This window comes from Bacillus swezeyi (genome assembly GCF_030908325.1).
Taxonomy (GTDB): Bacteria; Bacillota; Bacilli; order Bacillales; family Bacillaceae; genus Bacillus; species Bacillus swezeyi.
In genome coordinates this window covers 2,997,009-3,021,886 of the sequence record NZ_CP133085.1, presented here as the reverse complement: position 1 = coordinate 3,021,886, position 24,878 = coordinate 2,997,009, and the positions used below count along the sequence as shown (strand labels likewise).

Genomic DNA, 24,878 nt, shown 5'->3' with positions numbered 1-24,878 from the left:
AGAAAAGGTGCTGGTTACAGGTTTCATCACCGGGTTCTTCCTACTCTTGCCCTTCTTCACTTTATTGATGAAAATAAAATATGTAGAAGGAAAGAAACGGGAATGATTTAAGAACCATTACGTGTGGAGGATTCGTTATGTGTCAAAACCTAACTTTTTTTGAACGGTATGAAGAAAAAGGAAAGACAATGGAAAGCGGCTATTTGAAGCAGATCTTCGACCACTTGCAAGATGGAATCATTATCATGGATCAGGAACGAAGAATTTTGGTGATGAATCCGTCCGCAGAGAAGATGACGGGGTGGAAATTAGAGGACAAGGTTCCATACTGTTCCTACTGTCAAACGAGGAAACTGAAAGCGGGAGAAGATCGTTGTTACTTGCTGGCCAAGCGTGAAGTCCCTTATTTTCCTTCTTCAATGCCCACCTATGAGGGGCGATTCGTCGACATGGAGATGAGCACGGCTGTCATCTATGAAAACGGCGAACAAATGAAGCAGGAAGTCCTTTTGGTCCTGAAAGATTTAACGATGAAGAAAAAGGAAGAGGAAGCCAGGACCTCCAAGCTGGTTCTGCAAAAAACATTGGAAGCCCAGGAAAACGAACACAAACGGTTGGCTCAGGAACTGCACGATGGTGTAGGACAATCGCTTTATTCGATTTCAGTAGGCATTCAAGCGATTCAATCACGTATTCAGCAGGAAGAAAAATTTAGAGAGTACATGCAGGAGATCGTGGATGAACTGGAAAAAGCGATACAAGACGTCAAGCTCTATTCTCTCCAGCTGCGTCCGCATAGTCTCGATCAGCTTGGGCTGCCTCCTACTGTCAAGCACCTTGTTTCCAGCTTGAACAAGACTCATAAGGATGTTTCCATTACGTTTACCTGCAGCCATGTCAGCGATCGCTTGCAGCCGATTTTGGAAATTAATTTGTATCGTATCATTCAAGAGGCGCTGCATAATGCCCTGAAATATTCGCAAGCGACACTTATTGAAGTCATACTGTTCAAAGAAGGCGACGAGCTGATTTTGATGCTTCGGGACAACGGTATCGGTTTTGAGCGCGATCTAGTAGAGGAAGGTCTGGGACTCAAACATATGAAAGAGAGAGTCGATCAGATGAAAGGAAGTCTTCAAATTCACTCCATCCCCCAGGAAGGTACGTCTATTAAAGTAATAGTACAGTGCAAGGAGGGTGAAGAGGGTGATAAGGGTATTGTTGGTAGATGACCACACGATGATTCGGAAAGGCATACGTATGCTTTTGGAAGGTTTTCCCGAAATCAAAATTGTGGGGGAAAGCCACAATGGCAGCGATGCCATCCTCAAGACCAGTCAGTTGGAACCGGATGTGGTGCTGATGGATTTGTCGATGCCAAATGGATTGGATGGATTTACAGCGAGCAGTGAGATCCGAAAGTTGAATCCATCGGTTAAAATCGTGATTTTGACGATACATGACGAGGAAATTTTTGTCCATAAAGCAATCGAGGTGGGGGCTCATGGATACATCTTAAAGAACAGCCATTGCCAACTGCTTTTTCAGGCGATTGTCGAGGTGTACCGAGGAAAACACTTTTACAAGACATCCGTATCGCAAGACATCATCAGTCAATGGCTGAATACGGAGCCCAAAAAGCCGCCTTCTGTTTTAACGGTTCGCGAAAAGGAGATTGTCAGACTCATTGTGCTGGGCTATGCCAATAAGGAGATCGCCGATAAACTCTCGATCAGCGTCAAAACCGTGGAAAACCATAAAACGAATATCATGCAGAAGTTGGAGCTGGATTCGAAACACGAGTTGATCCAATATGCGATCAAAAACAAATATCTGGATTTGGCGTTGTAACACACTGTTCCTTGACCTGCCTTTTGTCAGCTTGAGAAGACGGGGGCTCACATAAAAGTAGGGGAGTTCCCCTATATAGAAAAAGAGAGATCAGTGTTAACTTAAAAACAGAGATACGCATCTTTAAGAAAAACATCAACTTTCTAAAAGCAAAAGGGGGTTGACTATGGCAAGACAAGTTCATTATTCCGTTGTCATTGTAGGAGCTGGGACTGCTGGCATCTCTGTAGCCGCCCGTCTCGTCCGGGCTTCTAAAAAACTCAAAGGACAAATTGCCATCATAGACCCACAAACAAAGCACTACTACCAGCCTTTGTGGACGCTAGTTGGAGCTGGCGCAGCGAAGAAGGAAGAGTCGGAGCGTGATCTGTCCTCCCTGATCCCCGCCGGCGTTGACTTGATTGGCGATGCCGTAACGGAGTTTCACCCGAAACAGAATGCACTCCTTACAAAACAGGGAGCGATCGTTTCCTATGATTACCTCGTCTTAGCCGCCGGGCTGCAAATCAATTGGGACGGGGTCAAAGGCTTGAAGGATGCTGTCGGAAAAAACGGAGTTTGCAGTAACTATTCGTATCATACGGTGGACAGCACTTGGGAAAACATTCGCAACTTTAAAGGTGGAACCGCCATTTTTACTCATCCGGATTCTCCAGTGAAATGCGGGGGCGCTCCACAGAAAATTATGTACCTGGCAGACGACTATTTTCGCATGTCCAATGTTCGCAATCAGTCGGAAATTATTTTTGCATCGGCGAAGACAATGATTTTCGATGTCGCGAAATACGCAAATACGCTCAATAAAGTCGTCCAGCGTAAGGGCATCCATACGATGTACAAAAGAAACCTGATCGAAGTTAGAGCAGATTCAAAAGAAGCCGTGTTCGAGAATCTGGAGACCAAAGAACAGGAAGTATTGAAATACGATCTTCTTCATGTGACCCCTCCGATGAAAGCGCCCGAATTGATGAAAGAGAGCGCGTTGGCGGATGAGGGTGGATGGGTGGATGTTGATCCGTACACTCTGCAACACAAACAGTTTGCCAATGTTTTCGGAATTGGCGACTGCACCAACTTGCCGACTTCCAAAACGGGAGCGGCGATTCGCAAACAAGCTCCGGTTATAGTACCAAACTTAATTTCCTTGATGAACGGCTCGTCATTAGATGCAAAGTATGATGGGTATACCTCTTGCCCGCTGGTTACAGGGTACAACAAAGTAGTACTTGCTGAGTTTGACTACAACAAGGTTCCGCAAGAAACGTTTCCGTTTGATCAGTCTAAGGAACGGCTCAGCATGTACATGTTAAAAAGAAGATTGCTTCCTATTATATATTGGAATGGCATGTTAAAAGGACGGATGTAAGGGAGGATTCGAAGGGAAAGACGAAGTTTTGAACGACCATGTCATTGTATGATTTGTTTCCAAAAGCTCAGTAAGCGATTGTTACGTTGATTCACAATGAATGTGCTGAAATTGGGGACGGCGATCTGTCACTGAATGATCTTTTTGAGGAAACTGGAACAATAGTTTTTATCGTAATGTAGATCTTCAGTTTAAAGACGCTGTGTTATTCAATCGTTGCGTAAAGTGCTCACAGAAAAAAAAATGATGATGTAAGAGGAGGAATGCAAAATGTTATTGCGCTACTTTTACGATGAAAAGCTGGCCCATGCATCATATCTGGTTGGCTGCCAAAAAACCGGAGACGCGATTGTGATTGACCCCGGCCGCGATCTGAAACCTTATTTTCAAGTAGCCAAAGAAGAAGGGCTAAATATCTCAGCGGCCGCAGAAACCCATATTCACGCCGACTTTGTCTCCGGTGCCCGCGAACTTGGTGTTACGTATCAAGCGAAGCTGTATCTTTCCGATGAAGGCGATGCAGATTGGAAATATCAATATGTCGATGATTTGAAACATCAGCTTGTGACAGATGGCGATCGCTTTTTCATCGGAAAACTGATTTTTGAGGTTATGCATACTCCCGGCCATACACCGGAAAGCATTTCCTTCTTATTGACGGACCGTGGAGGAAATGCGGACCGTCCTATTGGTATCTTTACGGGAGATTTCGTCTTTGTAGGTGACATCGGCAGACCCGATTTGCTGGAAAAAGCAGCGGGGATCAAGGGGACGTCAGATTCGGGAACAAGAGCAATGTTCAAGTCTCTCTTGAAATTCAAACAAATGCCGGATTATCTTCAGGTCTGGCCGGCTCATGGTGCGGGCAGCGCTTGCGGCAAGGCATTGGGAGCGCTTCCTTCTTCGACTGTTGGTTACGAAAAGCTGTTTAACTGGGCAATGGCTTATACCCACGAAGAGGAATTTGTAGAAGCCTTGCTTGATGGGCAACCAGAACCACCAAAATATTTCTCCGTGATGAAACGAGTCAATAAAGAAGGTCCTGTGCTGCTTAAAGATTTGCCTGCTGTGCCAGAGATAACCTCGATGGAACAAGTGAAAGACTTGCTGGAAAACGGACAAATTGTGGATACCCGTCCTTTCCAAGAATTTGCCAAAGGGCATGTGGAAGGTACAATCAACATTCCGCTTAACAAAGCCTTTACCAACTGGGCAGGCTGGATTATCGACTACAATCGTCCTGTGTCCTTCATGACGAACCCGGATGAAGTGGACGAACTTCTAAAAGCGCTGCACTCTGTAGGCATAGACAATGTGGCAGGGTTCATGGACAGTGCCAAAATCCTTGCAAGCGGTGCGTTTTCACTCGAATCATATGGGGAGGTAACACCGTTGGAGATGGCAAAAACAGTGGAAGGCGGATTCGTGCACGTGGTTGATGTTCGCAATCTGACTGAATGGCAAGAAGGCCACATTCCGAACGCACAGCATATCATGCTGGGAACACTCCAAGAACGGCTGGATGAAATCAAAAGAGACAAGCCGATCCTTATGCAATGCCGTTCCGGAGCTCGATCCGCCATTGGTGCCAGTATCCTGCAAGCTAACGGTTTCAAAAAAGTATTGAATTTGAGCGGCGGCATGGCTCAGTGGCAGAAAGAAGGTCTTGCGATCGTGTGACAAGCCATATATGAGTAATATTCCGTCTTAAGATATATTGTCTTGAACAGATATTGGACTTATCAGTCCAGAAATGTTATATTCCATTTTGAAAGGAGGGATGGCATTGGGACGTTCGAAGGAGTTCGTTCGTGAAGAGGCACTTAGAGCCGCTATGAAGACCTTTTGGAGTAAAGGATACGATGGTACTAGTATTCCCGACTTGATGCAGAGCATGGGTATTAGCCGGTCGAGCCTATATGAAACCTTTGGTGATAAGCAGTCATTGCTCAATGAAGCTGCAATATATTACTCTCAACTGGTTGGTGAGAAAAGACGAAGCATTTTGGCGAATGCTAAAACCGTCAAGGAGGGGTTGACTGACTATTTCCGTTATCACAGGGAGGTAGCTTTGGCCGAAAACTGGCCGGGTGGCTGTCTGATTACTAATTTATCTATTTATTATGCCTACTTGGATGAGGAAACAAAGACACTTGTAATGGAAAGTATGGGGAAGCTGGAAGAGGCTTTTTATAACTTCCTAGAGAAGGGGAAGGAGACCGGTGAACTCTCATCTACATTGAATAGCCGAAAAACTGCTCGCCTACTGTTAGCAATCAATCATGGCATGAACGTGGTGTCGCGTGTCAAAGGGGAATCGTGTTTCCTCGAGGACATTTCAGAGAGCATTTTTCACCTGTTTACGTAACAGGTGGTTCTTTGTGAGTTTTTTGGACTTTTCGGTCCGAAAAAACTTAAGTCAGATCGGTGGTAAGTCAGTTAAAAGAAGTTTTTTTATCCTTTTTGAACTAAACAGTCCAAAAAGGAGGTTTTACTAGCCATTCATTACAAAAAGGGTCCAAATTAAAATAATTCAATTGATTCAAGTTAGATTTGAAAAAGTGGGTAAATGCCCTTAGAAGCTTCTCAGCAAAATGATAGCCTTGACCCTAACAACTAAGGCGCTCTGTGCCAACTATTTTTTACTTACAGCATCAATATGGTATCTCCAAGGTGAAAACATAATATAGCTTACTAGACAAATTAAGGAGTGTTAGCGATGAGTTCAAATGAAAATCGAAAAAATGAGAAAAACCAAATGACAGGGAAGGAGTCTGCCACGCCCCGGGCTGAGAAGAGGATGATTGAAGCGCTTCCGGCGCATCGACTCGATCCGGCATTGGCCGGCTTCAAGCACTACTTTCAGACTGTTGACGGTGTAAGGCTTCATTACGTAGAAGGCGGTAATGAGAACGGTGAAGTGGTTGTGCTTCTTGCTGGGTTCCCGGAGAGTTGGTTCGCATGGCGTAAAGTGATGCCGCTGCTCGCTCCGACCTTCAAGCTCATTGCACTGGATCTGCCTGGACAGGGTGATTCCGATCGGCCTGCGGTCGGCTATGACACGAAGACCCTTGCCATCATGGTGCACAAGTTTCTTCAGCAGCTTGGCACAAAACGATATTTTCTCGCCGCTCACGATGTTGGTGCGTGGGTCGCCTATCCTTATGCGGCGCTGTTTGGCGATGAGGTTCAACGCTTAGCTCTTATGGATGCAGGAATTCCAGGCATCACATTACCGGATGCTCTTCCAACCGCCCCCGAGCATGCATGGCGAACTTGGCATTTCGCATTTCATTCAGTTCCGGATCTTCCCGAACTGCTGATCGCCGGTCGAGAGCGTGAATATCTCGATTGGTTCTTGCGCCGAAAGGCGGCGAACCCAGAGGTGTTTTCAGAGGCTGACATCGAGGAATATCTGCGCGTTTTCAAGAAGGCAGGCGGGCTGCGTGCCGGCCTCGCCTATTACCGCGACGCATCCATGTCCGCTCAACAAAACCGCGAACTAAGCGCCTTGGGAAAACTAAAGACACCTATTCTCGCTCTTGGCGCTGATCAGGGTTCTATCGCAGATATGGTTACTCCCCTCAGAGCTTTTGTACAAGATGTACAAGGCGGCAATATAAGCTTCTGCGGACACTTCCTCCCAGAAGAGCAGCCAGAAGTGGTGGCCGGAGAACTGACGGCCTTTTTCAGTCTCGATTGAGGCGTGACAGCAGAGACGATCATGGCTACGATTGAGGGTTTTCAAACTGTTCGGGTTAGACTCAAGAGCGATTCAGAACGGGAAACGTACTATCACTATCACACAGCCTGACTGCGTGATTGGCCAGACGATTGAGTTAACGGGGCAGAAAAATAGAATAAAATAATTTAAAGGTGAAGCGTTATGACAACAGCAAACTTCCAATATCCACGTACAGGATTAGGTTGAAGGTGTAAAAAAGTATTTTCCTATACTCATCATTGCAGCCGGACTCGTTTTTACAGGCTATGGAGTCTGGAAGGCGACGGATATGCAAGAAGACAGAACAAACATTAGAGGAAGGCTAGTTTGCAAGCATCTCCGTCTTTCACATAACGGGAGAGCTAAAAAGAACGATCAATTAAAGAATATGGACCTTCAGAAATGAATTCCATCTTTACGCTGCAGCATGACAAAGAGGACTTACGATCCCTTTTCTTATAACGGCCGTGTGCCAAAACGATACATCAATTATGGAAAACGAATTTGATAAAAAGACCGGATTTTTCAATCCGGTCTTTTAGTGCTGTTTTTCTTTTGTTTAGAACCTTTCGGGCGTTTCTAGATAAGTAATGACATTCAACTTTTTGAATGGAAAAAGAGTGATGACCATCTGCCATATACAAAATTGAAGGATCGTTTGAATAGCATTCTTCACGAAATGGCATGTATTTGCTAATGGAACCCAAGTTTAAAAGTTATTCTAAGAATACAAAGTGAAAAAAGACAAAGAGACCGGATTTATCTTATTACAGCCTCTTCGCTCGCCTCCGCCCGATAAAACTCATGAAACATCTTCATCAGCGCGCGCTTCTCAGGTCCGGACATATAACTCCGCGAGATCCCGAGCACCTTCGTGATCTTGCGCTGCGTTTTTTCCTTCTTCAAATCATGGCCGAAGCGGTCGACGATGACTTCTTTTTCTCTCTAGGCCTTGAGGATGTCGATGTATTTTTTGACTTTTTCTAGCTCCGTGCCTGAGCTGGATGGTGTCGATGACGTCTTCGTTTTCCGATTTCAGGACATCGATAAGGCTGATTTCGTTTACTACTAGATGTTATCCGTTTTTATTCCCTAAAAGTGAACGCTTGTCGTCAGTTTCAAAAGCCTGCTTAAATCAAACGTTTGAAGTTTATCATTAACACAAAACGGGCACTGTTTTTCACTATAAAAAATTTCGAATACTTAATGCATTCTCATTGGTGCCATGTTCGTTTACAGCAAACAACACAGTCAATTAACGTTACATCTCTTTAACTTGGAGGAGGATTTTGGTGATTTGATTTTCAAATCCATCGACCATCACTTCATCAAGCATGTACTCTTCATATGCATACTCACCTATCTGCATCCCGTTCTTTTCAATGAATTGAATCATTCTGTTGTAGGTATTTTCAACTTTTTCATCCTTTTGGTATCCAACTACATACAGACCTTTTGGTCTCACATGATCGTTTATCTTATCTTTTCCTTCCTTTACTTTTATATAAAAGTGATTGTAATTATAGAAGTCTTTTTTAAGAATTTGTTCCCGTGAAAAGATCCCGCCGACAGGATACCCCTCATTTAATGCATGAGACTCTACATAGTGAATGAGTTCTGAAATGGCTGCAATGTATTTTCGTTCCGGTAAATGTAATGTATTTCTGCTTATCATAAATTTTTCTTCGTCTAAATATTGAAATGAAACCGAGGAGAAATCGGTTTCTAACGCTTGTTCAGTTAAAGTCACTTTCGTCTGTATGATCTTTTGCAAATACTTCAGTTTTTTAATTTCGTTCTCAATTTCAGCCGACTTTTCTTTAAGAAGCGGAACGATCCTGCCTGGTGTTTTCCCTTTTAAGAGAGCCTTGATTTCTTTTAATGGTACACCAACCTCTTTAAACAAATTGATAACTTGAAAAAGTTCAAACTGATTATATGAATAATATCTATAACCATTCTCTTTTTTTATTTCTGGAGAAAATAGACCAATCTCGTCATAGTGAAACAAAGTTTGTTTTTTTATGCGGCAGAGCTTGGCAAACTCACCTGTGGTGAAATACTTTTTTAAATCTTCGCTCATAAAAACCTCCTTGACTATACGGTAACCATATACTTTATGATTTTATTGTACTTGAAAGAAGCTTCGACCATCAAAGAGATGGATAGATAAAAGAGGAGTTTTAAGATGAAAAAATCAATTAAAGAACAAAAGACGGTATTCATTATACTATTAAGCAACATTTTCATAGCATTTCTTGGCATCGGTTTAATTATTCCGGTTATGCCTTCTTTTATGAATATCATGAATTTATCCGGCAGCACCATGGGTTATCTTGTTGCAGTTTTTGCTATTTCCCAGTTAATGATTTCACCTTTTGCGGGAAGATGGGCTGACCGTTTCGGGAGAAAAAAAATGATTGTCTTCGGATTACTGATCTTCAGTATTTCAGAGTTGATTTTCGGCTTAGGAACCCATGTTTCAATTCTTTATTTATCGAGGATATTGGGCGGCATAAGCGCCGCTTTTATCATGCCTGCCGTAACAGCGTATGTAGCAGATATTACAACCCTAGAGGAAAGGTCAAAGGCTATGGGGTATGTTTCTGCAGCGATTAGTACCGGCTTTATAATTGGGCCTGGGGCTGGAGGGTTTATTTCCGGCTATGGCATTCGCATGCCGTTCTTCTTCGCTGCAGCCTTAGCATTTTTGGCCGCTGTCTCTTCCGTTTTTATATTAAAAGAGTCATTGCCGAAAAAAGAGCGCGAACAACTCTTGTCAAATACAAAGGAATCCAATTTCTTCAAAGACTTAAAAAAATCCATTCATCCAGTCTATTTCATTGCATTTATTATTGTCTTTGTACTGGCTTTCGGCTTATCAGCCTATGAAACGGTATTCAGCTTGTTTTCTGATCATAAATTCGGCTTCACGCCAAAGGATATCGCCACCATTATTACGATTAGTTCGATCGTTGCCGTCATTATTCAAGTTTTATTATTCGGGAAATTGGTCAATAAACTTGGAGAGAAAAGGGTGATTCAACTTTGCTTAATCACCGGTGCGGTCTTAGCTTTCGTATCTGCTGTCATATCAGGGTTTTTAGCCGTTTTGCTTGTAACTTGTTTTATTTTTCTGGCGTTTGATTTGCTGCGCCCGGCCTTAACAACGTTTTTATCCAAAGTTGCCGGCAACCAGCAGGGTTTCGTAGCAGGCATGAACTCCACTTACACCAGCTTAGGGAATATTTTCGGCCCGGCTCTGGGCGGTATTCTGTTTGATGTTAACATACATTATCCTTTCCTTTTTGCAGGTATCGTTATGATTGTCGGCCTGAGTCTTACAATGGTTTGGAAAGAAAAAACGAATGAGGGTTCAGCCTTGAATGAACCGCTTTAAAAGTGTGAGGAACCATTTTTGATTTTATCAGCTGGACGAAAAACATGAGAATCATGTATTTCAAGTAGGCAGGGGGCAGCAGTTTTGGTAAATTCAATAATTGAATAAGTGGGTGACTGAGGCTTGGGGGAGTGAAGATGTTGATACTTTTTTTGAAGTTTTAAATACTCCAGAGGCTAAAGAGACGACTAGAGCTGCTGCTGAAAACATCAGACTTAGACATCAAGGAAAAACTCGTGTTGTGCGGAAAGCTGATCTTGACCCACGATTAGATGAAAATTGGCAATTAGGTGGAGAAAGAAGGTCATGATGCCTTTTTTAAAAGTGGCTTTGAAATAAAGTTTGATAATTTATAATAAAGATTGATCATTTTAAATAAAGTTCGATAACTCGTTTGATACAATTACGTTAATAGCTGAATTGTGACAATTCAACAAACGGGCCATTTAACGGTTTAGGGAGGATGTATCATGACCAAACATCAGATTTATACAATGAGTGTCGCAAGAGTCTACCCCCATTATATTTCGAAAGCAGAGAAAAAAGGACGTACAAAATCAGAAGTCGATGAAATCATCCGTTGGTTGACCGGATATAGCCAGGAAGAATTAGAAGTACAACTGGAAAAACAGACAGACTTTGAGACCTTCTTTGCGGAAGCTCCCCAATTGAATCCTTCACGGGCATTGATCAAAGGTGTAGTCTGCGGCGTCCGAGTGGAAGATATTGAAGAACCAACGATGCAGGAAATTCGCTATTTGGATAAACTAATCGATGAGTTAGCAAAGGGAAAAGCGATGGAGAAGATTTTGCGGAAATAATAATTAAAAACGAAGAAACACTGATTCCATTTATATAGCTTTAGTTTTAAGTAATTATTAAAAGCAATTGTGATAGATCACAGCCCTGAAATGATCAAACTTTTTATAAAAAATGTATACTAATTTTGAAATGTTTTCTAGCGGCATATTAACTGCGTCTTCCATTTGTTTAATGCGCCGAGAGATCTTTCTCTCAATGCGTGCCAATTCCTCTTTTTTCAGTCAATTTCAGTTTGCTGGTCCTTCAGCAAGTGAATCAGAGTATATACCTCAAGAGAATATAAAAATCAAGTAGTTTATTTATTGGCAAACCTAATGTCCTCAATGACGACACTCTCACCATGAGCCAAAAAGAACCTTCCTTCAGCATGAAGATAGACCAGCTCGATTTTGTCGCAAGGATGCTCAATATCCAAGTGGAGGATATACGGACAGATTATTCTCTCTTTGGATGGGTATTCTAACAAACATGGCACCAATGGCTAGTTGAACAGCCTATAAATAAAGGGAGTACCATAACAGGGACTCCCTTTATTTATAAATTGTAGAATCAACCTTATGACTTAATGCCTCATATGAATTTTTTTGTATGATAATGGTGTCATTTTCATAGCTTGTTGAAATTTACTTATGAAATAACTAGTACTGTTAAATCCAACTTGATAAGACACTTCAGTAACATTGGTTTCAAGGTGTTGCAGTAACAATAAGCTTTTTTGGATTCTATAATCCATTACATAACCTAATGGCGTCTTATTTAGCATTCGTTTAAAATAACGACAGCACTCAGAACGGCTTAATTGGCCAGCCTTTGCAATGTCCTCTAATGTAATTTTTTCAGCATAATGGAGATGTATCCAGTTTAACATTTGTTTCATTCGATGACTTTTTATCATTTCAGATTGATCGTACTCCAATTGAAAACCATTAACGACTAGGTTTTTCCACATTAAAGTTAATTGCATGGTAATTTCAATTTCATAGAGTGATGTCTTTTGTTGAAGCAATTGATTTATTTTTTTTACAGCCTGTAGAATGTTATTTGCCCAATGTTGATTTCCATCCAAAAATAAATAGGGTAAATTGGTTGAAAAAATATAGGGCTGAACATAGCTTGAATACAGCTCTTGAGCTACAACGAAGTGAGGTGAAACATTTAAGCAAATATAAGTGCAATCCGAGCCCTCCTTTTCTTCTGCCATGTGCAGGCAGCCACTGTTTATAAATAATCCATTCCCTTCTTGAACCACCATTTTTTCTTCATTTATTTGAAATACGGCTTCTCCTTTTAAAATCAGTACAAATTGAATTTCGTCATGCCAATGAAGCGGTATATAGCCATTTATATTTTGATTGATCCTTGTCTCGTAACATGCAATCGGTAACTCTACCGTGCGGTGTTCTGTTAATTCCTTGAAGCTTGGATCAATCATAAAATCTTTTATTTGCAACTGTATCACCTCAATATATTTATATTTTTTCATTCAATTTAAGTATTTTTTATGTGATTTTGAACTTATTATAACACTATTATTATATTTATTAGCGAGGGATCAGATATGAATAATTCAAATAGGAGAATGGGATTGTTCTTTGTTATAACAGGGGCAACATGTTGGGGAATTGGAGGTACTGTAGCCAAAAAACTTTTTCAAGGATATCAAATTGATGTCAATTGGCTTGTAACGATACGCTTGCTTACGGCTGGCATTTTACTCTTGATGTTCCAATTGTTCAGAAAAGATCGGTCTCAGGTTATTAAGGTTTGGAAAAACAAAGCGTCAGCTTGTCAGCTTCTTATTTTTGGCTTATTTGGAATGCTCGCTGTACAGTACACATATATGGCATCCATTGAACATGGGAATGCTGCCGTTGCTACGTTATTACAATATTTATCCCCAGTAATCGTCATTATCTACTCGCTTTTGCGAAAACGAACTGTTCTTACCAAACAAGATATCATAACAGTATTGCTTGCTCTGGCGGGGTGCTTTTTTCTACTAACAAATGGTTCAATTTCTCAACTTTCAGTACCAGCAGCTGCAGTAATATGGGGAGTTTTATCAGGATTCGCGGCAGCTTTTTATACTTTATATGCCGTTGGTTTATTAAATAAATTTGATTCTCTTGTTGTTGTAGGTTGGGCTATGATTATCGGTGGTTTTGCATTAAGCTTTATCCATCCGCCATGGCAACTGGATTTTCAAAGTTTAACTGCTGAGGCATATGCATATATTTTATTTGTTATATTATTTGGAACAATGATTGCGTTCTTGTTCTTCATAAAAAGTTTGGAAAGCCTTTCTCCCAAAGAAACAAGCCTATTAGGCAGTTTAGAACCACTATCAGCAGTTGTCACAACTGTTGTTTGGTTAAAGGAACCATTTGGTTATTTTCAGTGGATTGGTGCTGTATGTATTATAGGAATCACTCTGATATTGGCTTTACATAAAGGGCCTTCTAAGCGGAGTGAAAAATCTATTTTGAAGATTGGGGAATCTTGCAAACGCTAAAGTTAAAAGAAAAAACGAACCTGTGGGATTAACATCTTACTATTTAGCCGCCCTTAAAGAGGGCTTTTTTTGTAAACACTTTGTGGTCACTTTAGCAGACATGGTACCAGTGACATGTACATACGACAACAATTATTTAGTGGTTTATTTACAGCTCAAAAACCAGTGCCCATTTTGTGGCCAAAATAAATAAAAAAATGCAAATGAGTGTAATGAATGATCAATCCCATGTATAAAAAAATATATTTTTATTTCATTTTTGTATAAAAAATTATATAATGAATTCAAGAATTAAATCACATGAGATGAATGCAGGAAAATGAAAGTTAGGTGTTTAGGTTTGACTGAAGCAAAACAGATTTTAAAAAGTTATATACCATTTGCAAAAACGATAGGGGAAATGTTTGGTCCATATTGTGAGGTTGTCATTCATGATTTGACAACACCACAGTCCTCCGTCATTTTTACAATGAATAATCACGTGACAGGAAGAGAGGTTGGACAATCCTTTGATCACTTGGTGAAAAAGGTTCTTTTATCCGATGAATTTAAAGAGGATTACTTAGCTGGATATGAAATCCAAACAGATGATCAAAGAACAATAAAATCATCGACTACCCTCATTAGAGATGGCCAACAGCAGATGATTGGGGCTTTTTGCATCAACTATGACATGAATGTCTTGATTCAAATGAAAGAAATGTTAGATACATTTATGCCTGGCACTGAAAAGAAAAATCAAATACAAACTCCGAATACGACGGAACAGGAAGCCTCCATTCAGAATGTAGAAGAGATCACGAATCAGTTAATTGAACAAATTGTAGCGAATCGCAAACATTCCCTGATGAAACGCCGGGAAAAAATCGAGCTGATCAGATTTATGGATGAAAAGGGGATATTCCTCATGAAAGGTGCCGTTGATAAAGTAGCAGAACAATTAGGCATTTCAAAGGTAACAGTCTATAGCTACTTAGATGAAGTGAAAAAAAGACAATCGGAGTGAGCGGAGTGGAGAGTATTTTTGAAGCAGGGAATTTAAAATCGAACGGTCATTATGCCCTAGCTGTGATTCATAAAAACACGGTCTATGTATCAGGGCAATTTGCCATTGATCCAATGACTCAGAAAAAGAAATTTGGCACCATTGAAGAAGAAACTTTACAGGCATTGTCAAATATAGAGTATATCTTAAAAAAAGCCGGCAGCCATAAAGGCAAAATTTTAAAGATGACGCTATATCTTCACGATATCAATTTATTAGACCGTGTTGACAATGTCTGTCAGGGTTTTTTTCACGATTATCGCCCAGCACGGTCAGTTGTTCCGACGAACGAGTTGCATTACGGTTTTCAGGTTGAAATTGAAGCAATCGCCAGTCTGTAATATATTTTTTTGTCTATATCATATAAAAAAATATATAAAATATAAAAAAATATATAATGGAAGGGTCTGAAAATAATGGAAAAGTATCAATGTCATTCTTGCGGAACGAGATACAAGGTGTCTGAACAAGTATGGAAATGTCAGTGTGGCGGAGTGTTAGACCTTGTAAAAGAAAAAGTAGAATGGTCCGATTCAAAAGTGCTCAAAGATATTCCTTCTATGTGGAGATATATTGATGCTATGCCATTTGATCGTGATTCCGCCATATGGAGCGGCATCACGATGGGGGAGGGGTACACACCTTTCATCGTGTTAGACAGCGGGGAGCCGAATACTCTTGTGAAAGTGGATTATATGATGCCTACTTTGTCTTTTAAAGATCGCGGTGCTGCTGTATTAATGGTTAAGGCAAAGGAGCTGGGAGTGAAGCATGTGATAGCTGACAGCAGCGGAAATGCAGGGACATCTATTGCAGCTTACGCCAAGCGGGCTAACATCGCATGTGACATATTTCTTGGGAAGGGTACATCGCCTAAGAAAATCGCACAGGTGAAAGCGCATGGAGCCAACGTTCGCGAAATTGAAGGCACAAGAGAAGATGTGGCTGAAGCAGCGCAAAAGGCTGTGAATATAGAGAAAAAATTCTATGCCAGTCACGTGTATAATCCATATTTCTATGAAGGAACAAAAACGTATGCCTTTGAGATTTGGGAACAAATGAATGGAGCGCCGGATACGCTTATTATTCCAGTTGGCAATGGTACGTTATTACTTGGGGTTTACTATGGATTTAAAGAATTACTAGAGAACAAATGTATAGACAAAATGCCAAGACTGGTTGCGATACAGGCAGAGAATTGTGCGCCGTTGGCAAAGGCATTTATCAACAATCAACAAGCTGCTCAACCCGTCGAAAACAGCGGAACACTTGCAGAGGGCATCGCGATTGCCAAACCGGCAAGATCTGCTCAAATATTAGAAGCCATCCGTGCCACAAACGGCCAAATCATTACAACCAATGAGGAAGAGATTCTAAAAGCTCGTACAGCATTAGCTAGTAAAGGCTTTTATGTTGAGCCAACAACAGCTGCTAACTATGCAGGTTATTTAAAATACAATCGTGCTTTTAATGAAAAAATCGTGATTCCATTATGCGGTGCTGGGATTAAATCTAATTAATATCTAAACGGAAATCTTACTATTGAGAAAAGGGGAAAATCATTTTGCTGAGTACCGGCGGTACAATTGCAAGTAAGCCTGATCCTGAAACAGGTCTATTAGAAGCAGGTGCTATGACAGGTGAAGAGCTTTCTAAAATGTGTCGACTGCCTTCTCATATAGAGATTGAAATCAAGTCAGTCTTTCAAATGTCAAGCAGTCATATGACTTTTCATCACCTTGACATTCTAAAAGAAAATATAGAGCGTTTTTTTCGGAGTGAGGATGTTGCTGGTATTGTGATATCGCATGGGACAGATACCCTTGAAGAGACTTCATATTTCCTTGATCTGGTTATTTCTGACGAAAGGCCGGTCGTGTTAACGGGGTCACAAAGAGGACCGACACTTGAAGGAACGGATGCATTTGTGAATTTAAGGCAAGCTTTCTTATTAGCGGCACATCCTGATGCGAGAGGCTTAGGGGTAACAGTGTTGTTTAATGAGAGGGTCTTTGCTGCTCGATATGTGAAAAAACAGCATGCGTCAAATGTTGATGGGTTTTTCTCACCGGGATTCGGTTATTTGGGAACGGCCGATCAAGATGAGATCGCAATTCATCAAAGATTAATCAAGCGTGAGGCGTATCAGCTGATTCAACCATTGCCAAATGTAGAGCTTATCAAGTGTGCACTTGGATCAGACGGAAAGTTTATAGATTATGCAGCTGAGTGCGGAAGCGCAGGAATCATTATTGAGGCGCCGGGAAGAGGCCATACGGCTCCAGCAATATTAGAAAGTGCAAAGAAAGCAGTAGAGATAGGGATTACTGTCGTTCTGACAACAAGTGCTGACGAAGGTGAAGTCAAGGGAGTATATGGATTCCAAGGAAGTGCTTCAACATATGAAGATGCAGGAATCATACTAGGCGGCAGCTATGACAGTAAGAAAGCGAGGATCAAACTGGCTGTTTTGCTGGCTGCTGGCCAGAAGATTGATGAGGCTAGCTTTAAATATTAGGAATGATAGGAGGAGATTATATTGAAGCCTGTACACACAAAATATTCAACACGTGATGGGGGTCATTATGTGCCAGCCATGGAACACAATGGTGTTCTCTATATTTCAGGACAGTTGTCGATGAATCCGGAAACCGGAAAAATTCCAGCTGGGGGCATAAAAGAAGAAGCAAAACAGGCATTGGCAAATATGGAGCTTGTCCTCAAAGAGCGGGGATTAGACAAGGAAGATGTGATATTATGCAGACTTTATACCCCAGACGTAGGGTATTGGCCGGATATCAATGAGGTTTATGCTCATTTCTTCGGCAATCATAAACCGGCAAGAGTTGTTGTTCCATCAAATCATTTATATGCCGGGTGTCTTGTTGAAGTTGAAGCCATTGCAGCGATAAAGGAGGAGGCACAATGAATTATTTAGAATTAGATACACCAGCTCTTCTAATTGATAAAGATATTCTATATAAAAATATTAAATTCATGCAGGAATATGCTGATCATTATAAGGTTAATTTACGTCCTCATACGAAAACTCATAAGATGCCTAGACTGGCGAAAGTACAAGAAGAAGCCGGGGCTGTTGGAATTACCGTTGCCAAAGTGGGTGAAGCAGAGATAATGGCGAAAAGTGGTTTGAAAGACATTTTTATCGCCAATGAAATCGTGGGTAAAACAAAGATTGAGAGAATTAAAAAACTGTCAGAAACCATTAATATTTCATTTGGAATCGATAGTGTTTATCAAGTAAAAGAAATTGATGAGGTTTTTACAGGACATCACAAAAAAGCACAAGTTCTAGTGGAAATAGAAGTTGGGGAAAAGCGGTCAGGCATCATTGAGGAAAAGGATTTTCGTACATTAGTGGAAGCTGTGAAAAAAAGTGATAATGTGCACTTAAAAGGGATTTTTTCTCACGATGGACATACGTATAAAGCTGAGAGTGTAGAGGAATGTAAAGAGCTCTATACTGCCAGTGTAGACAGGACGTTACATTTTGCCGAGTTAGCAGCTGAAATAGGACTTAAACCAGAGGTCGTCAGCATAGGATCTACTCCTCCATTTATGTTTCAATTCGATATCCCAAAAGGGGTAACAGAAATCAGACCTGGAACGTACATTTTAATGGATGCCTCACAATCAAATGTCATTGGATCGTACGATAAGTGTGCGGCAACTATACTCACAACCATCATCAGCAAACCAACAAACGAACGTGTCATTACGGATGTGGGAGCAAAAGGAATTACTGCCCAAACAAGAAATAAAGGCCTGACAGCAACGAAAGGTCTAGGCAAAATTAAAGAATTTGAAGATGTCTATATTCATGATGTGTTTGACGAACATGCTATTATTTATCATGAAGAATTCAATAAACAAGTAAACATTGGAGATAAAGTCCGGATTATTCCAAATCACATCTGTCCGGTATGTAACTTGCATGAAAAAGCCTATCTTATTTCGGAAGGTAAAGTCCTTGAAGAGATTTTGGTAGAGTGCAGAGGGAAGCTACAATAATAACAGTATTAACTTATAAACAAATAATTTAAAACATAAGAGACCTTCTAAAACTGAAGGTCTCTTTTTAATACTAACCAGTTTTTAACGAAACGTTTATAAAGATTCCTGATGGCTATTCTGATGAATTTGTCATCAGTGACAATACATAGCTATCTAAAGTTTATTTTTAGATTAAATCAGTATCCATTTTAGAAATGATGAAAATAAGTGTAAATAATAAAGTTGAAAAATATAAAAATAGGTATATATAAGAAAGGCTAAGCTTGCAGATTTTTGAGGGTTTAGTGAAATGCAATTGAAAAAAGCCGGAATTTTAGACCGGCTTCTTCTTCATCATTTCCCCTTCGCCTTCTTCCGCTTCTCCTTCTCCCCCCGGTAAAACTCATGGAACATCTTCATCAGCGCCCGCTTCTCAATCCGGGAGACGTAGCTCCGCGAGATCCCGAGCTCCTTCGCGATTTCCTGTTGCGTTTTCTCTTTCTTCAAATCAAGGCCAAACCGGCCGACGATGACTTCTTTTTCTCTGCCGTCCAGGATGTCGATGTATTTTTTCACTTTTTCAAGCTCTGTGCCTGAGCTGGATGGTGTCGATGACGTCTTCGTTTTCCGATTTGAGGACATCGATGAGGCTGATTTCGTTGACTCCCAGAGGTTATCCGTTTTTGTTTCGTTAAAGCGATAAAGAGTTTGACTGTTTTTGCTCAAATAAAGTTTAAGGTAAATCACCAGTAGACACTAGTGCAGCAATAATTGAACGAGGCAGGAATGAAATACCCAAGCCTGCACTCTACTAGTAATGTGAATATTAACAAGTTTTCGTTAGCAGAAAAAGGCAATAGGGCACCGCAATTTAAATTTTCAGTGAGACCGCAATAACTTTTTGATTTGCATGGCAACTCTCTCAATTGGTAATTAAGCAGTATTTGGAGATTAGTTTATTAAAATTCACTTTGTTGATGCAGACAGTGCTTCAAATGGCGGTTTCAAAATTGCCGCAGATCGAGTTGGTGCATAAAGAGGAAGGTGATTAGACCTTCCTTTTCTATTTGGATGGATTCCTGAACTTGTGCCCATTTTGTGCTTAAAATGAATATAAAACTGTGTAAATGGATGTAATGAATGACTTCAAATTTACTGAGGGCCTAATGGACGAAGTAATTGTCCGAGAAAACACTGGTGGTTTCAAACTATCGGTGTTTTTTATTTGCCTCATATTATTGGGGTAGTCCCACTTACATAAAGTTCTTTTATGCCCCTTAGAGAATATACATGTAAAAATATTTTTCATACGGGGGATTATATGAAGTTGCAAGGGAGGATAAGTTTAAGCGTTGGTTGGATAACTTTGTTTCTAATGGGTACTGATTTATTTGTGGTATCCCCATTATTACCGTTTATTTCAGAGGTATATAAAGTTAGTGCATCGACCACTGGATGGATGGTAACTGTTTTTGCAGTTACATATGCTTTTTCGGCTCCTTTCTTCGGTTGGCTTTCAGATATAAAAAATCGGAGAACATTGATTACATTTGGCTTATTGCTGTTCGCTATTTCTAATACGCTAACTGCATTTTCTCCTTCATTTTTATGGCTGATTGTTAGCCGTATTTTAGCTGGTTTATCCGTTGCTTCAATCACTCCTTTGATATACGCAATCATTGGAGATACTGCCCCACCCAATCGAAGAGGTACATGGCTTTCGATTGTTGTCTCAGGGCACTTGACTGCTCTTTGGGCAGGAGCGCCAATCGGTACGTTATTAGAGCATTTTCTTGGATGGCGCTCAGTATTTGTTGTAATGGCAATCATAGGAGCCATATTGGCGGTAGTGAATTTTAAAACATGGGAATCTATTCCTAAAAATGATTTAACAAGAAACCTATTAGAAGGAAATCTGCTAAGAATACTTGGTTCTGTAAGTGTTACTACCATTTGGGCGATTTCAATGTATACCCTTTATGTTTATCTAGGTGCAGCTCTTTACTCCAAAAATAAATTCTCATCATCAGAAATCGCACTAGCTGTTGCTTTTTATGGTGTCGGTGCTGTTTTGGGGAGCCTTACGAGTGGGCAATTAACAGATAAATTCGGAGAAGTGAAAATTTCGAAGGCTACGCTAATTTTCTTAAGTTTAATACTCATTTGTTTAGGGACATTCTTCTCATCTGGTGATTGGGTTTATTTCTTTCTTTTTATGTGGGCTTTAGTTGGGTATGCAGGATTTACATCATACCAAGCACGATTAGCTGTGGAATATCCAAAAGAACGAGGAATTGTTATGGCATGGAATAATACGGCTCTGTATATTGGTATTACCATTGGTTCAATGATTGGAGGTTATGTCATATCTAATTGGGGATATTCTTTACTTCCATATGTTTGTAGCGTTGCAGCAATCGTAAGTTTTGTGCTTAGTAACCAAAAGGTACAAGAAGCCAAAAAAGAATCAGCTTTTTCAACAGATACATGACCACGGAACGAGGTCTATTTGGGGTTCAGCCGAGACGGGTCATAGGATTGTTTTTATTTCCAAATTTCACGATATCAAAAGTGACATTAGGAAACGTGGATTTTTTGCACAAAGCTTAACTTCAAACTAAAAAAGTCAAATTTCCTGTACGTTTTCAAATGAGGCTGACTTTTTTTATTTGACTTCTTCAAGGTGGACCACCTACAAAAATTGCGGATTTCGCACGCTAAGCCACTTTTCATAAAAAAGCCGGATTCCTGCTCAACAAGAGGCTCCGGCTTATGTTCATTACACTCTGATTCTCGTTCGCTTTACTCAGTTATATTTTTCAAGCCGATCTTTGAGATTTGTACGCACCGCAGGCCATTCTTCGGCAATGATTGAAAAATAAGCTGTATCCCTAATGCTACCATCACTTGCAGGGAGGTGTACCCTGCGAATGCCTTCAAAAGTAGCACCAAGCCTTTGTATAGCAGAACATGAACGTATGTTACGAGCGTCAGTTTTCAGTGTGACTCTTATCGTATTCCACGAATCAAATGCATGGGCAAGCATCAGAAGCTTGCACTCTGTATTAACACCAGTGCGTTGAAACGAAGCTGCATACCAGGTGCTACCGATTTCTGCCACAGTTGGTGGCGTCAAATCTGTGGGTGAAGGCCCACTTGCAACGCCCGGTGGTCATGAAAAAACTTCTAGATCAAGAAATCGTGTTGTTCCGACAATACGGCCCGTATCGAGTGACGAACTACAAATGGCAATGCACGGCCTTTCGAAAAGTCGGCTAGAGCAATTTCAATGTAACGTTTAGTATCTTCTTGTCCATTTGGAACATAAGTATAGGTGTAAGTTGACCTATCTTCTGAGGCCGCAGCAAGAGATCATTAACGTGGTCAATCGTCATGGGTTCTAAGCAGACTAAGCGACCACGAAGTGTAACTGGCATTAGCATGGTGTCACATACTTTAAATTACATAATTTAGTTTGTTTTGCAACGTATCTTTTACTTTAACATTGCTTTCAGAGAGTTGAATATATTTAGTGATTAAGAGTTGTATTTGTCCCGATGAATCTCCATTGACAATGACAAGTGGAATTACATAACATTTCCAGTGCGATTTCAGCTACTGTTGGGTGATTATTGTCTGTTGGTAATGTCCCTATAGCAACACTGTGTGACCAGAGAAAACTTGTTCAAAACTGGTTGTCTAGTTTTGAAATTTGATTTCCATATTCATCAAAATTGCTTTCCAAAAGCCACTTTTGGAACCGATTTTTTATATTGGGCCATTCTTTATCAATTATCGAAAACCAAGCTGTATCTCTATTTCTTTGTTTGTATACAAGTGCTTGCCTAAAAGTTCCTTCATATTGAAATCCCAATCTTAGAGCTGCCTTTCTAGAAGGGTCGTTTAAACTATCACACTTCCATTCATAACGTCTATAGTGCAGCTCTTCGAATACGTAACGCGCCAGTAGAAACTGTGCTTCAGTAGCAATTCTAGTTTTTTTTAGTCTTTCAGAGTATATTACATGTCCAACTTCCACTGAACTATTTTCGATATTGATCCTCATTAGTGAAAAAGAGCCCAGTGCCTCGTTAGTGTCATTGTCAACTATTGCATAGTAAAAAGGGTCTTCTGATTTTATTAATTTTAATAAGAAAATTTCGAATTCCTTTTCACTTGTAAATTTTTCGGTTGGCAGATAGGTCCACTGTTTATCGTCACTATCGGGCCCATAAACATTTTTGTACAGATCATCAAAATGCTTCATTGATACCTTTTCTAACGTACAGTATTTTCCTGCTATTGTGTTTCTTGTTGGAACTAGCGGATGTTGATACCCCTCAACTGGCTCACCGATTTTTTGTCCAAATTGGTTAATTTGCATACTTAACATATCCTTTCTTAGATCAACCCACGAAGTAGGGAACTTATGCTTGTTAATATTACATTGAATGTTTAATAAGATTGATTTCTCTAACTTTTCGGGATTCCATCAGCGTAAGAATTCTCCCAATAAAGTACCTAGTTCAAGAATAATCCAAACAATTTATCCGATCGTATCTTGAGTAAAATCAATCCTCTTATTATCTGTACATATTAAATTTCTTGGCGGATCTTATGCATTTTTTTATCCCAACTTTCTTTATAAATGATAAAATCATTTTAGAGAATTTCTGTACCTAATAAAAGTGACAGAATTTAAAAAATCAATAGGGACAGACGGAGGGTTAACAGTGGAAATTACCCCATTTTTACATAGGGAGTCGTCTGAGCCGTTATATAGTCAATTGTATCATTGGATTAAGAATGAAATTGAGGAAGGTAGGCTCTTGCCAGGAATGAAGATGCCATCAATTCGTCAGCTAACGGCTCATTTAAAGGTTAGCCGAAACACGGTTGAGACAGCATATCAGCAGCTACAATCAGAGGGATATCTAGAAAGTGTCCCTAAAAGTGGAATATGGGTAGCTGAGATTGAGAAACCTTTACTACACCCGATTGTAGTGGAACATCCTATTAGGTTGGAAAGTAAACAATCGAGCGAGGTCCTTGTGGATTTTAAATATGGAAACATCGATCTTGACAAGTTTCCCTTGAAGCAGTGGAAAAAATGTCTGTCAGACGCAGTTGATCAAGTATTTCATTATGGGGAAAATCAGGGTGACTTTGCATTGAGGAGAGAGATTTCAAACTATCTACTGCAATCCAGAGGTGTACGCTCTACACCAGAACAGATTCTTGTAACGGCCGGAACACAAGCCTCCATGGCGTTAATCTGCCGTCTTTTAGCACTCCAGGAAAAAACCGTGGCCATGGAAGAACCCGGTTACAGTGGAGTTCGATCAGTCTTAAAAGACCAAGGATGCCAAATTGAACCAGTGCCTCTTGAGAAGGACGGATTGTCAATGGAGCATATTCAAATGAGCAAGGCAAAAGCCGCGTATTTAACGCCTTCTCACCAATTTCCATTTGGTATGATTATGTCCATATCGAAAAGAATGCGTTTACTAAAATGGGCTTATCAAACTGGGGGATACATTATTGAGGATGATTATGACAGCGAGTTTCGATACAGGGGACAGCCGATTCCTTCACTGAAATCCTTGGATGAAGAGGAAAGGGTTATTTATTTAGGTACATTTTCTAAATCATTTCTACCTTCAGCCCGATTAAGTTATATTGTATTTCCATCTTCTCTAATGGTTCAATATACACGAAAGTTCGCAGCTTACAAACAATCTGCCTCTCCTATTATTCAGAGGGCTATGGCCCTGTTTATGCAATCCGGTGAATTCGAGAGGCATATACGAAGAATGCGCAAGATTTATCAAAGAAAACATCAGACTCTGTTAAGGAGCATTGAACAGTATATGGGCACTCAAGTAAAAATTGTTGGAGAAAAGTCAGGCTTACATATCTTATTGAAACTAAAAGGCGTAGCAGCCTACGAGTTGATCGAAGCTGGTTTCCAAAAAGGTGTCAAAGTTTATTCTCCGTCAAGGTTTTGGCTTCATCCAAACCCCGAAGGTGATTCCTATATTATGTTGGGATTTGGTGGATTATCAATTGAAGAAATTGAAAATGGAGTCAGATTACTTGCTAGCTGCCTCCCATCAAGAGAGAACAGTAAGTAATAAACATGTT

At 40.4% G+C, this 24,878-nt stretch carries 21 protein-coding genes and 4 pseudogenes; 18 read left to right on the top strand and 7 right to left on the bottom strand.

Features of this window, described 5'->3' with window-relative positions; genetic code table 11:
- Window positions 1–137 precede the first annotated feature (137 nt).
- The 6 genes from RBH91_RS14940 to RBH91_RS14915 all read left to right on the top strand — a co-directional run bounded on the left by RBH91_RS14940 (window position 138) and on the right by RBH91_RS14915 (window position 6,920).
- Window positions 138–1,232 carry a PAS domain-containing sensor histidine kinase gene (locus tag RBH91_RS14940; RefSeq protein WP_307892074.1) on the top strand — a complete coding sequence of 365 codons (1,095 nt, stop codon included), beginning with the start codon at window positions 138–140 and terminating at the stop codon, window positions 1,230–1,232.
- A complete protein-coding gene (locus RBH91_RS14935) occupies window positions 1,207–1,851 on the top strand; it encodes a response regulator (RefSeq protein ID WP_307892073.1) in 645 nt (214 codons plus the stop codon). Before RBH91_RS14940 ends, RBH91_RS14935 begins: the two co-directional genes overlap by 26 nt.
- 166 nt (window positions 1,852–2,017) lie before the next feature.
- Entirely contained in the window at window positions 2,018–3,217 is a 1,200-nt protein-coding gene (locus RBH91_RS14930; protein ID WP_307892072.1) for an FAD/NAD(P)-binding oxidoreductase, read from the top strand.
- Window positions 3,218–3,487: 270 nt separating this feature from the next.
- Window positions 3,488–4,897, top strand: a complete 1,410-nt coding sequence (locus RBH91_RS14925) for an MBL fold metallo-hydrolase (protein ID WP_307892071.1) — start codon at window positions 3,488–3,490, stop codon at window positions 4,895–4,897.
- Window positions 4,898–5,003: 106 nt separating this feature from the next.
- Window positions 5,004–5,585 carry a TetR/AcrR family transcriptional regulator gene (locus RBH91_RS14920; RefSeq protein WP_307892070.1) on the top strand — a complete coding sequence of 194 codons (582 nt, stop codon included), beginning with the start codon at window positions 5,004–5,006 and terminating at the stop codon, window positions 5,583–5,585.
- Window positions 5,586–5,936: 351 nt separating this feature from the next.
- Complete coding sequence (locus tag RBH91_RS14915; RefSeq protein WP_307892069.1) at window positions 5,937–6,920, top strand: alpha/beta fold hydrolase; 984 nt, start codon at window positions 5,937–5,939, stop codon at window positions 6,918–6,920.
- A gap of 780 nt (window positions 6,921–7,700) precedes the next feature.
- On the opposite strand, the pseudogene RBH91_RS14910 reads toward RBH91_RS14915, so the two are convergent.
- Both RBH91_RS14910 and RBH91_RS14905 read right to left on the bottom strand, forming a co-directional pair.
- Window positions 7,701–8,004: pseudogene (locus RBH91_RS14910) on the bottom strand (sigma factor-like helix-turn-helix DNA-binding protein); the annotation flags it as partial.
- Window positions 8,005–8,202: 198 nt separating this feature from the next.
- Window positions 8,203–9,024 carry a MerR family transcriptional regulator gene (locus tag RBH91_RS14905; protein WP_307892068.1) on the bottom strand — a complete coding sequence of 274 codons (822 nt, stop codon included), beginning with the start codon at window positions 9,022–9,024 and terminating at the stop codon, window positions 8,203–8,205.
- Between the two features lie 105 nt (window positions 9,025–9,129).
- Between RBH91_RS14905 and RBH91_RS14900 the strand changes: the two genes are divergently transcribed.
- The 3 genes from RBH91_RS14900 (at window position 9,130) to RBH91_RS14890 (ending at window position 11,162) form a co-directional block, all read left to right on the top strand.
- Window positions 9,130–10,341, top strand: coding sequence for an MFS transporter (locus RBH91_RS14900; RefSeq protein WP_307892067.1), 1,212 nt, complete (start codon window positions 9,130–9,132; stop codon window positions 10,339–10,341).
- Between the two features lie 100 nt (window positions 10,342–10,441).
- Window positions 10,442–10,651: a hypothetical protein gene (locus RBH91_RS14895; RefSeq protein ID WP_307892066.1), complete on the top strand. Its 210-nt coding sequence runs from the start codon at window positions 10,442–10,444 to the stop codon at window positions 10,649–10,651.
- A 160-nt stretch (window positions 10,652–10,811) separates the two neighbouring features.
- The gene (locus tag RBH91_RS14890) at window positions 10,812–11,162 is read left to right on the top strand and encodes a DUF2200 domain-containing protein (protein ID WP_307892065.1); all 351 of its coding nucleotides are present in this window, start codon (window positions 10,812–10,814) and stop codon (window positions 11,160–11,162) included.
- Window positions 11,163–11,282: 120 nt separating this feature from the next.
- On the opposite strand, the pseudogene RBH91_RS14885 reads toward RBH91_RS14890, so the two are convergent.
- Together RBH91_RS14885 and RBH91_RS14880 are read right to left on the bottom strand one after the other, a co-directional pair.
- Window positions 11,283–11,496: pseudogene (locus RBH91_RS14885) on the bottom strand (MerR family transcriptional regulator); the annotation flags it as partial.
- Window positions 11,497–11,725: 229 nt separating this feature from the next.
- Window positions 11,726–12,607, bottom strand: coding sequence for an AraC family transcriptional regulator (locus tag RBH91_RS14880; protein WP_307894766.1), 882 nt, complete (start codon window positions 12,605–12,607; stop codon window positions 11,726–11,728).
- A gap of 114 nt (window positions 12,608–12,721) precedes the next feature.
- Here RBH91_RS14880 and RBH91_RS14875 point away from each other — a divergent pair, with 114 nt between their 5' ends.
- From RBH91_RS14875 to RBH91_RS14845, 7 genes are all read left to right on the top strand, one after another.
- Window positions 12,722–13,675 (top strand): DMT family transporter, encoded by a 954-nt coding sequence (locus tag RBH91_RS14875; protein WP_307892064.1) that lies wholly within the window; start codon window positions 12,722–12,724, stop codon window positions 13,673–13,675.
- A 340-nt stretch (window positions 13,676–14,015) separates the two neighbouring features.
- Complete coding sequence (locus RBH91_RS14870; RefSeq protein ID WP_307892063.1) at window positions 14,016–14,681, top strand: helix-turn-helix transcriptional regulator; 666 nt, start codon at window positions 14,016–14,018, stop codon at window positions 14,679–14,681.
- Window positions 14,682–14,686: 5 nt separating this feature from the next.
- On the top strand, window positions 14,687–15,061 hold the full coding sequence (locus tag RBH91_RS14865; RefSeq protein WP_307892062.1) for a RidA family protein: 375 nt from the start codon (window positions 14,687–14,689) through the stop codon (window positions 15,059–15,061).
- A gap of 75 nt (window positions 15,062–15,136) precedes the next feature.
- A complete protein-coding gene (locus RBH91_RS14860) occupies window positions 15,137–16,240 on the top strand; it encodes a threonine synthase (protein WP_307892061.1) in 1,104 nt (367 codons plus the stop codon).
- A 38-nt stretch (window positions 16,241–16,278) separates the two neighbouring features.
- Window positions 16,279–17,238: an asparaginase gene (locus RBH91_RS14855; protein ID WP_307894764.1), complete on the top strand. Its 960-nt coding sequence runs from the start codon at window positions 16,279–16,281 to the stop codon at window positions 17,236–17,238.
- 21 nt (window positions 17,239–17,259) lie between these two features.
- Window positions 17,260–17,649: a RidA family protein gene (locus RBH91_RS14850; protein ID WP_307892060.1), complete on the top strand. Its 390-nt coding sequence runs from the start codon at window positions 17,260–17,262 to the stop codon at window positions 17,647–17,649.
- Window positions 17,646–18,752 (top strand): D-TA family PLP-dependent enzyme, encoded by a 1,107-nt coding sequence (locus RBH91_RS14845; RefSeq protein ID WP_307892059.1) that lies wholly within the window; start codon window positions 17,646–17,648, stop codon window positions 18,750–18,752. The genes RBH91_RS14850 and RBH91_RS14845 overlap by 4 nt, the downstream gene beginning before the upstream one ends.
- A gap of 336 nt (window positions 18,753–19,088) precedes the next feature.
- On the opposite strand, the pseudogene RBH91_RS14840 reads toward RBH91_RS14845, so the two are convergent.
- Window positions 19,089–19,395, bottom strand: a pseudogene (locus RBH91_RS14840) (sigma-70 family RNA polymerase sigma factor); the annotation flags it as partial.
- Between the two features lie 660 nt (window positions 19,396–20,055).
- On the opposite strand from RBH91_RS14840, the gene RBH91_RS14835 reads away from it, so the two are divergent.
- Window positions 20,056–21,225 (top strand): MFS transporter, encoded by a 1,170-nt coding sequence (locus RBH91_RS14835; protein WP_307892058.1) that lies wholly within the window; start codon window positions 20,056–20,058, stop codon window positions 21,223–21,225.
- 315 nt (window positions 21,226–21,540) lie between these two features.
- Here the strand turns inward: RBH91_RS14835 and RBH91_RS14830 are convergent.
- Window positions 21,541–22,177: pseudogene (locus tag RBH91_RS14830) on the bottom strand (GNAT family N-acetyltransferase).
- 242 nt (window positions 22,178–22,419) lie between these two features.
- Window positions 22,420–23,118, bottom strand: coding sequence for a GNAT family N-acetyltransferase (locus tag RBH91_RS14825; protein WP_307892057.1), 699 nt, complete (start codon window positions 23,116–23,118; stop codon window positions 22,420–22,422).
- A gap of 349 nt (window positions 23,119–23,467) precedes the next feature.
- On the opposite strand from RBH91_RS14825, the gene pdxR reads away from it, so the two are divergent.
- On the top strand, window positions 23,468–24,868 hold the full coding sequence (pdxR, locus tag RBH91_RS14820; RefSeq protein WP_307892056.1) for a MocR-like pyridoxine biosynthesis transcription factor PdxR: 1,401 nt from the start codon (window positions 23,468–23,470) through the stop codon (window positions 24,866–24,868).
- The last annotated feature ends 10 nt before the right edge of the window (window positions 24,869–24,878 follow it).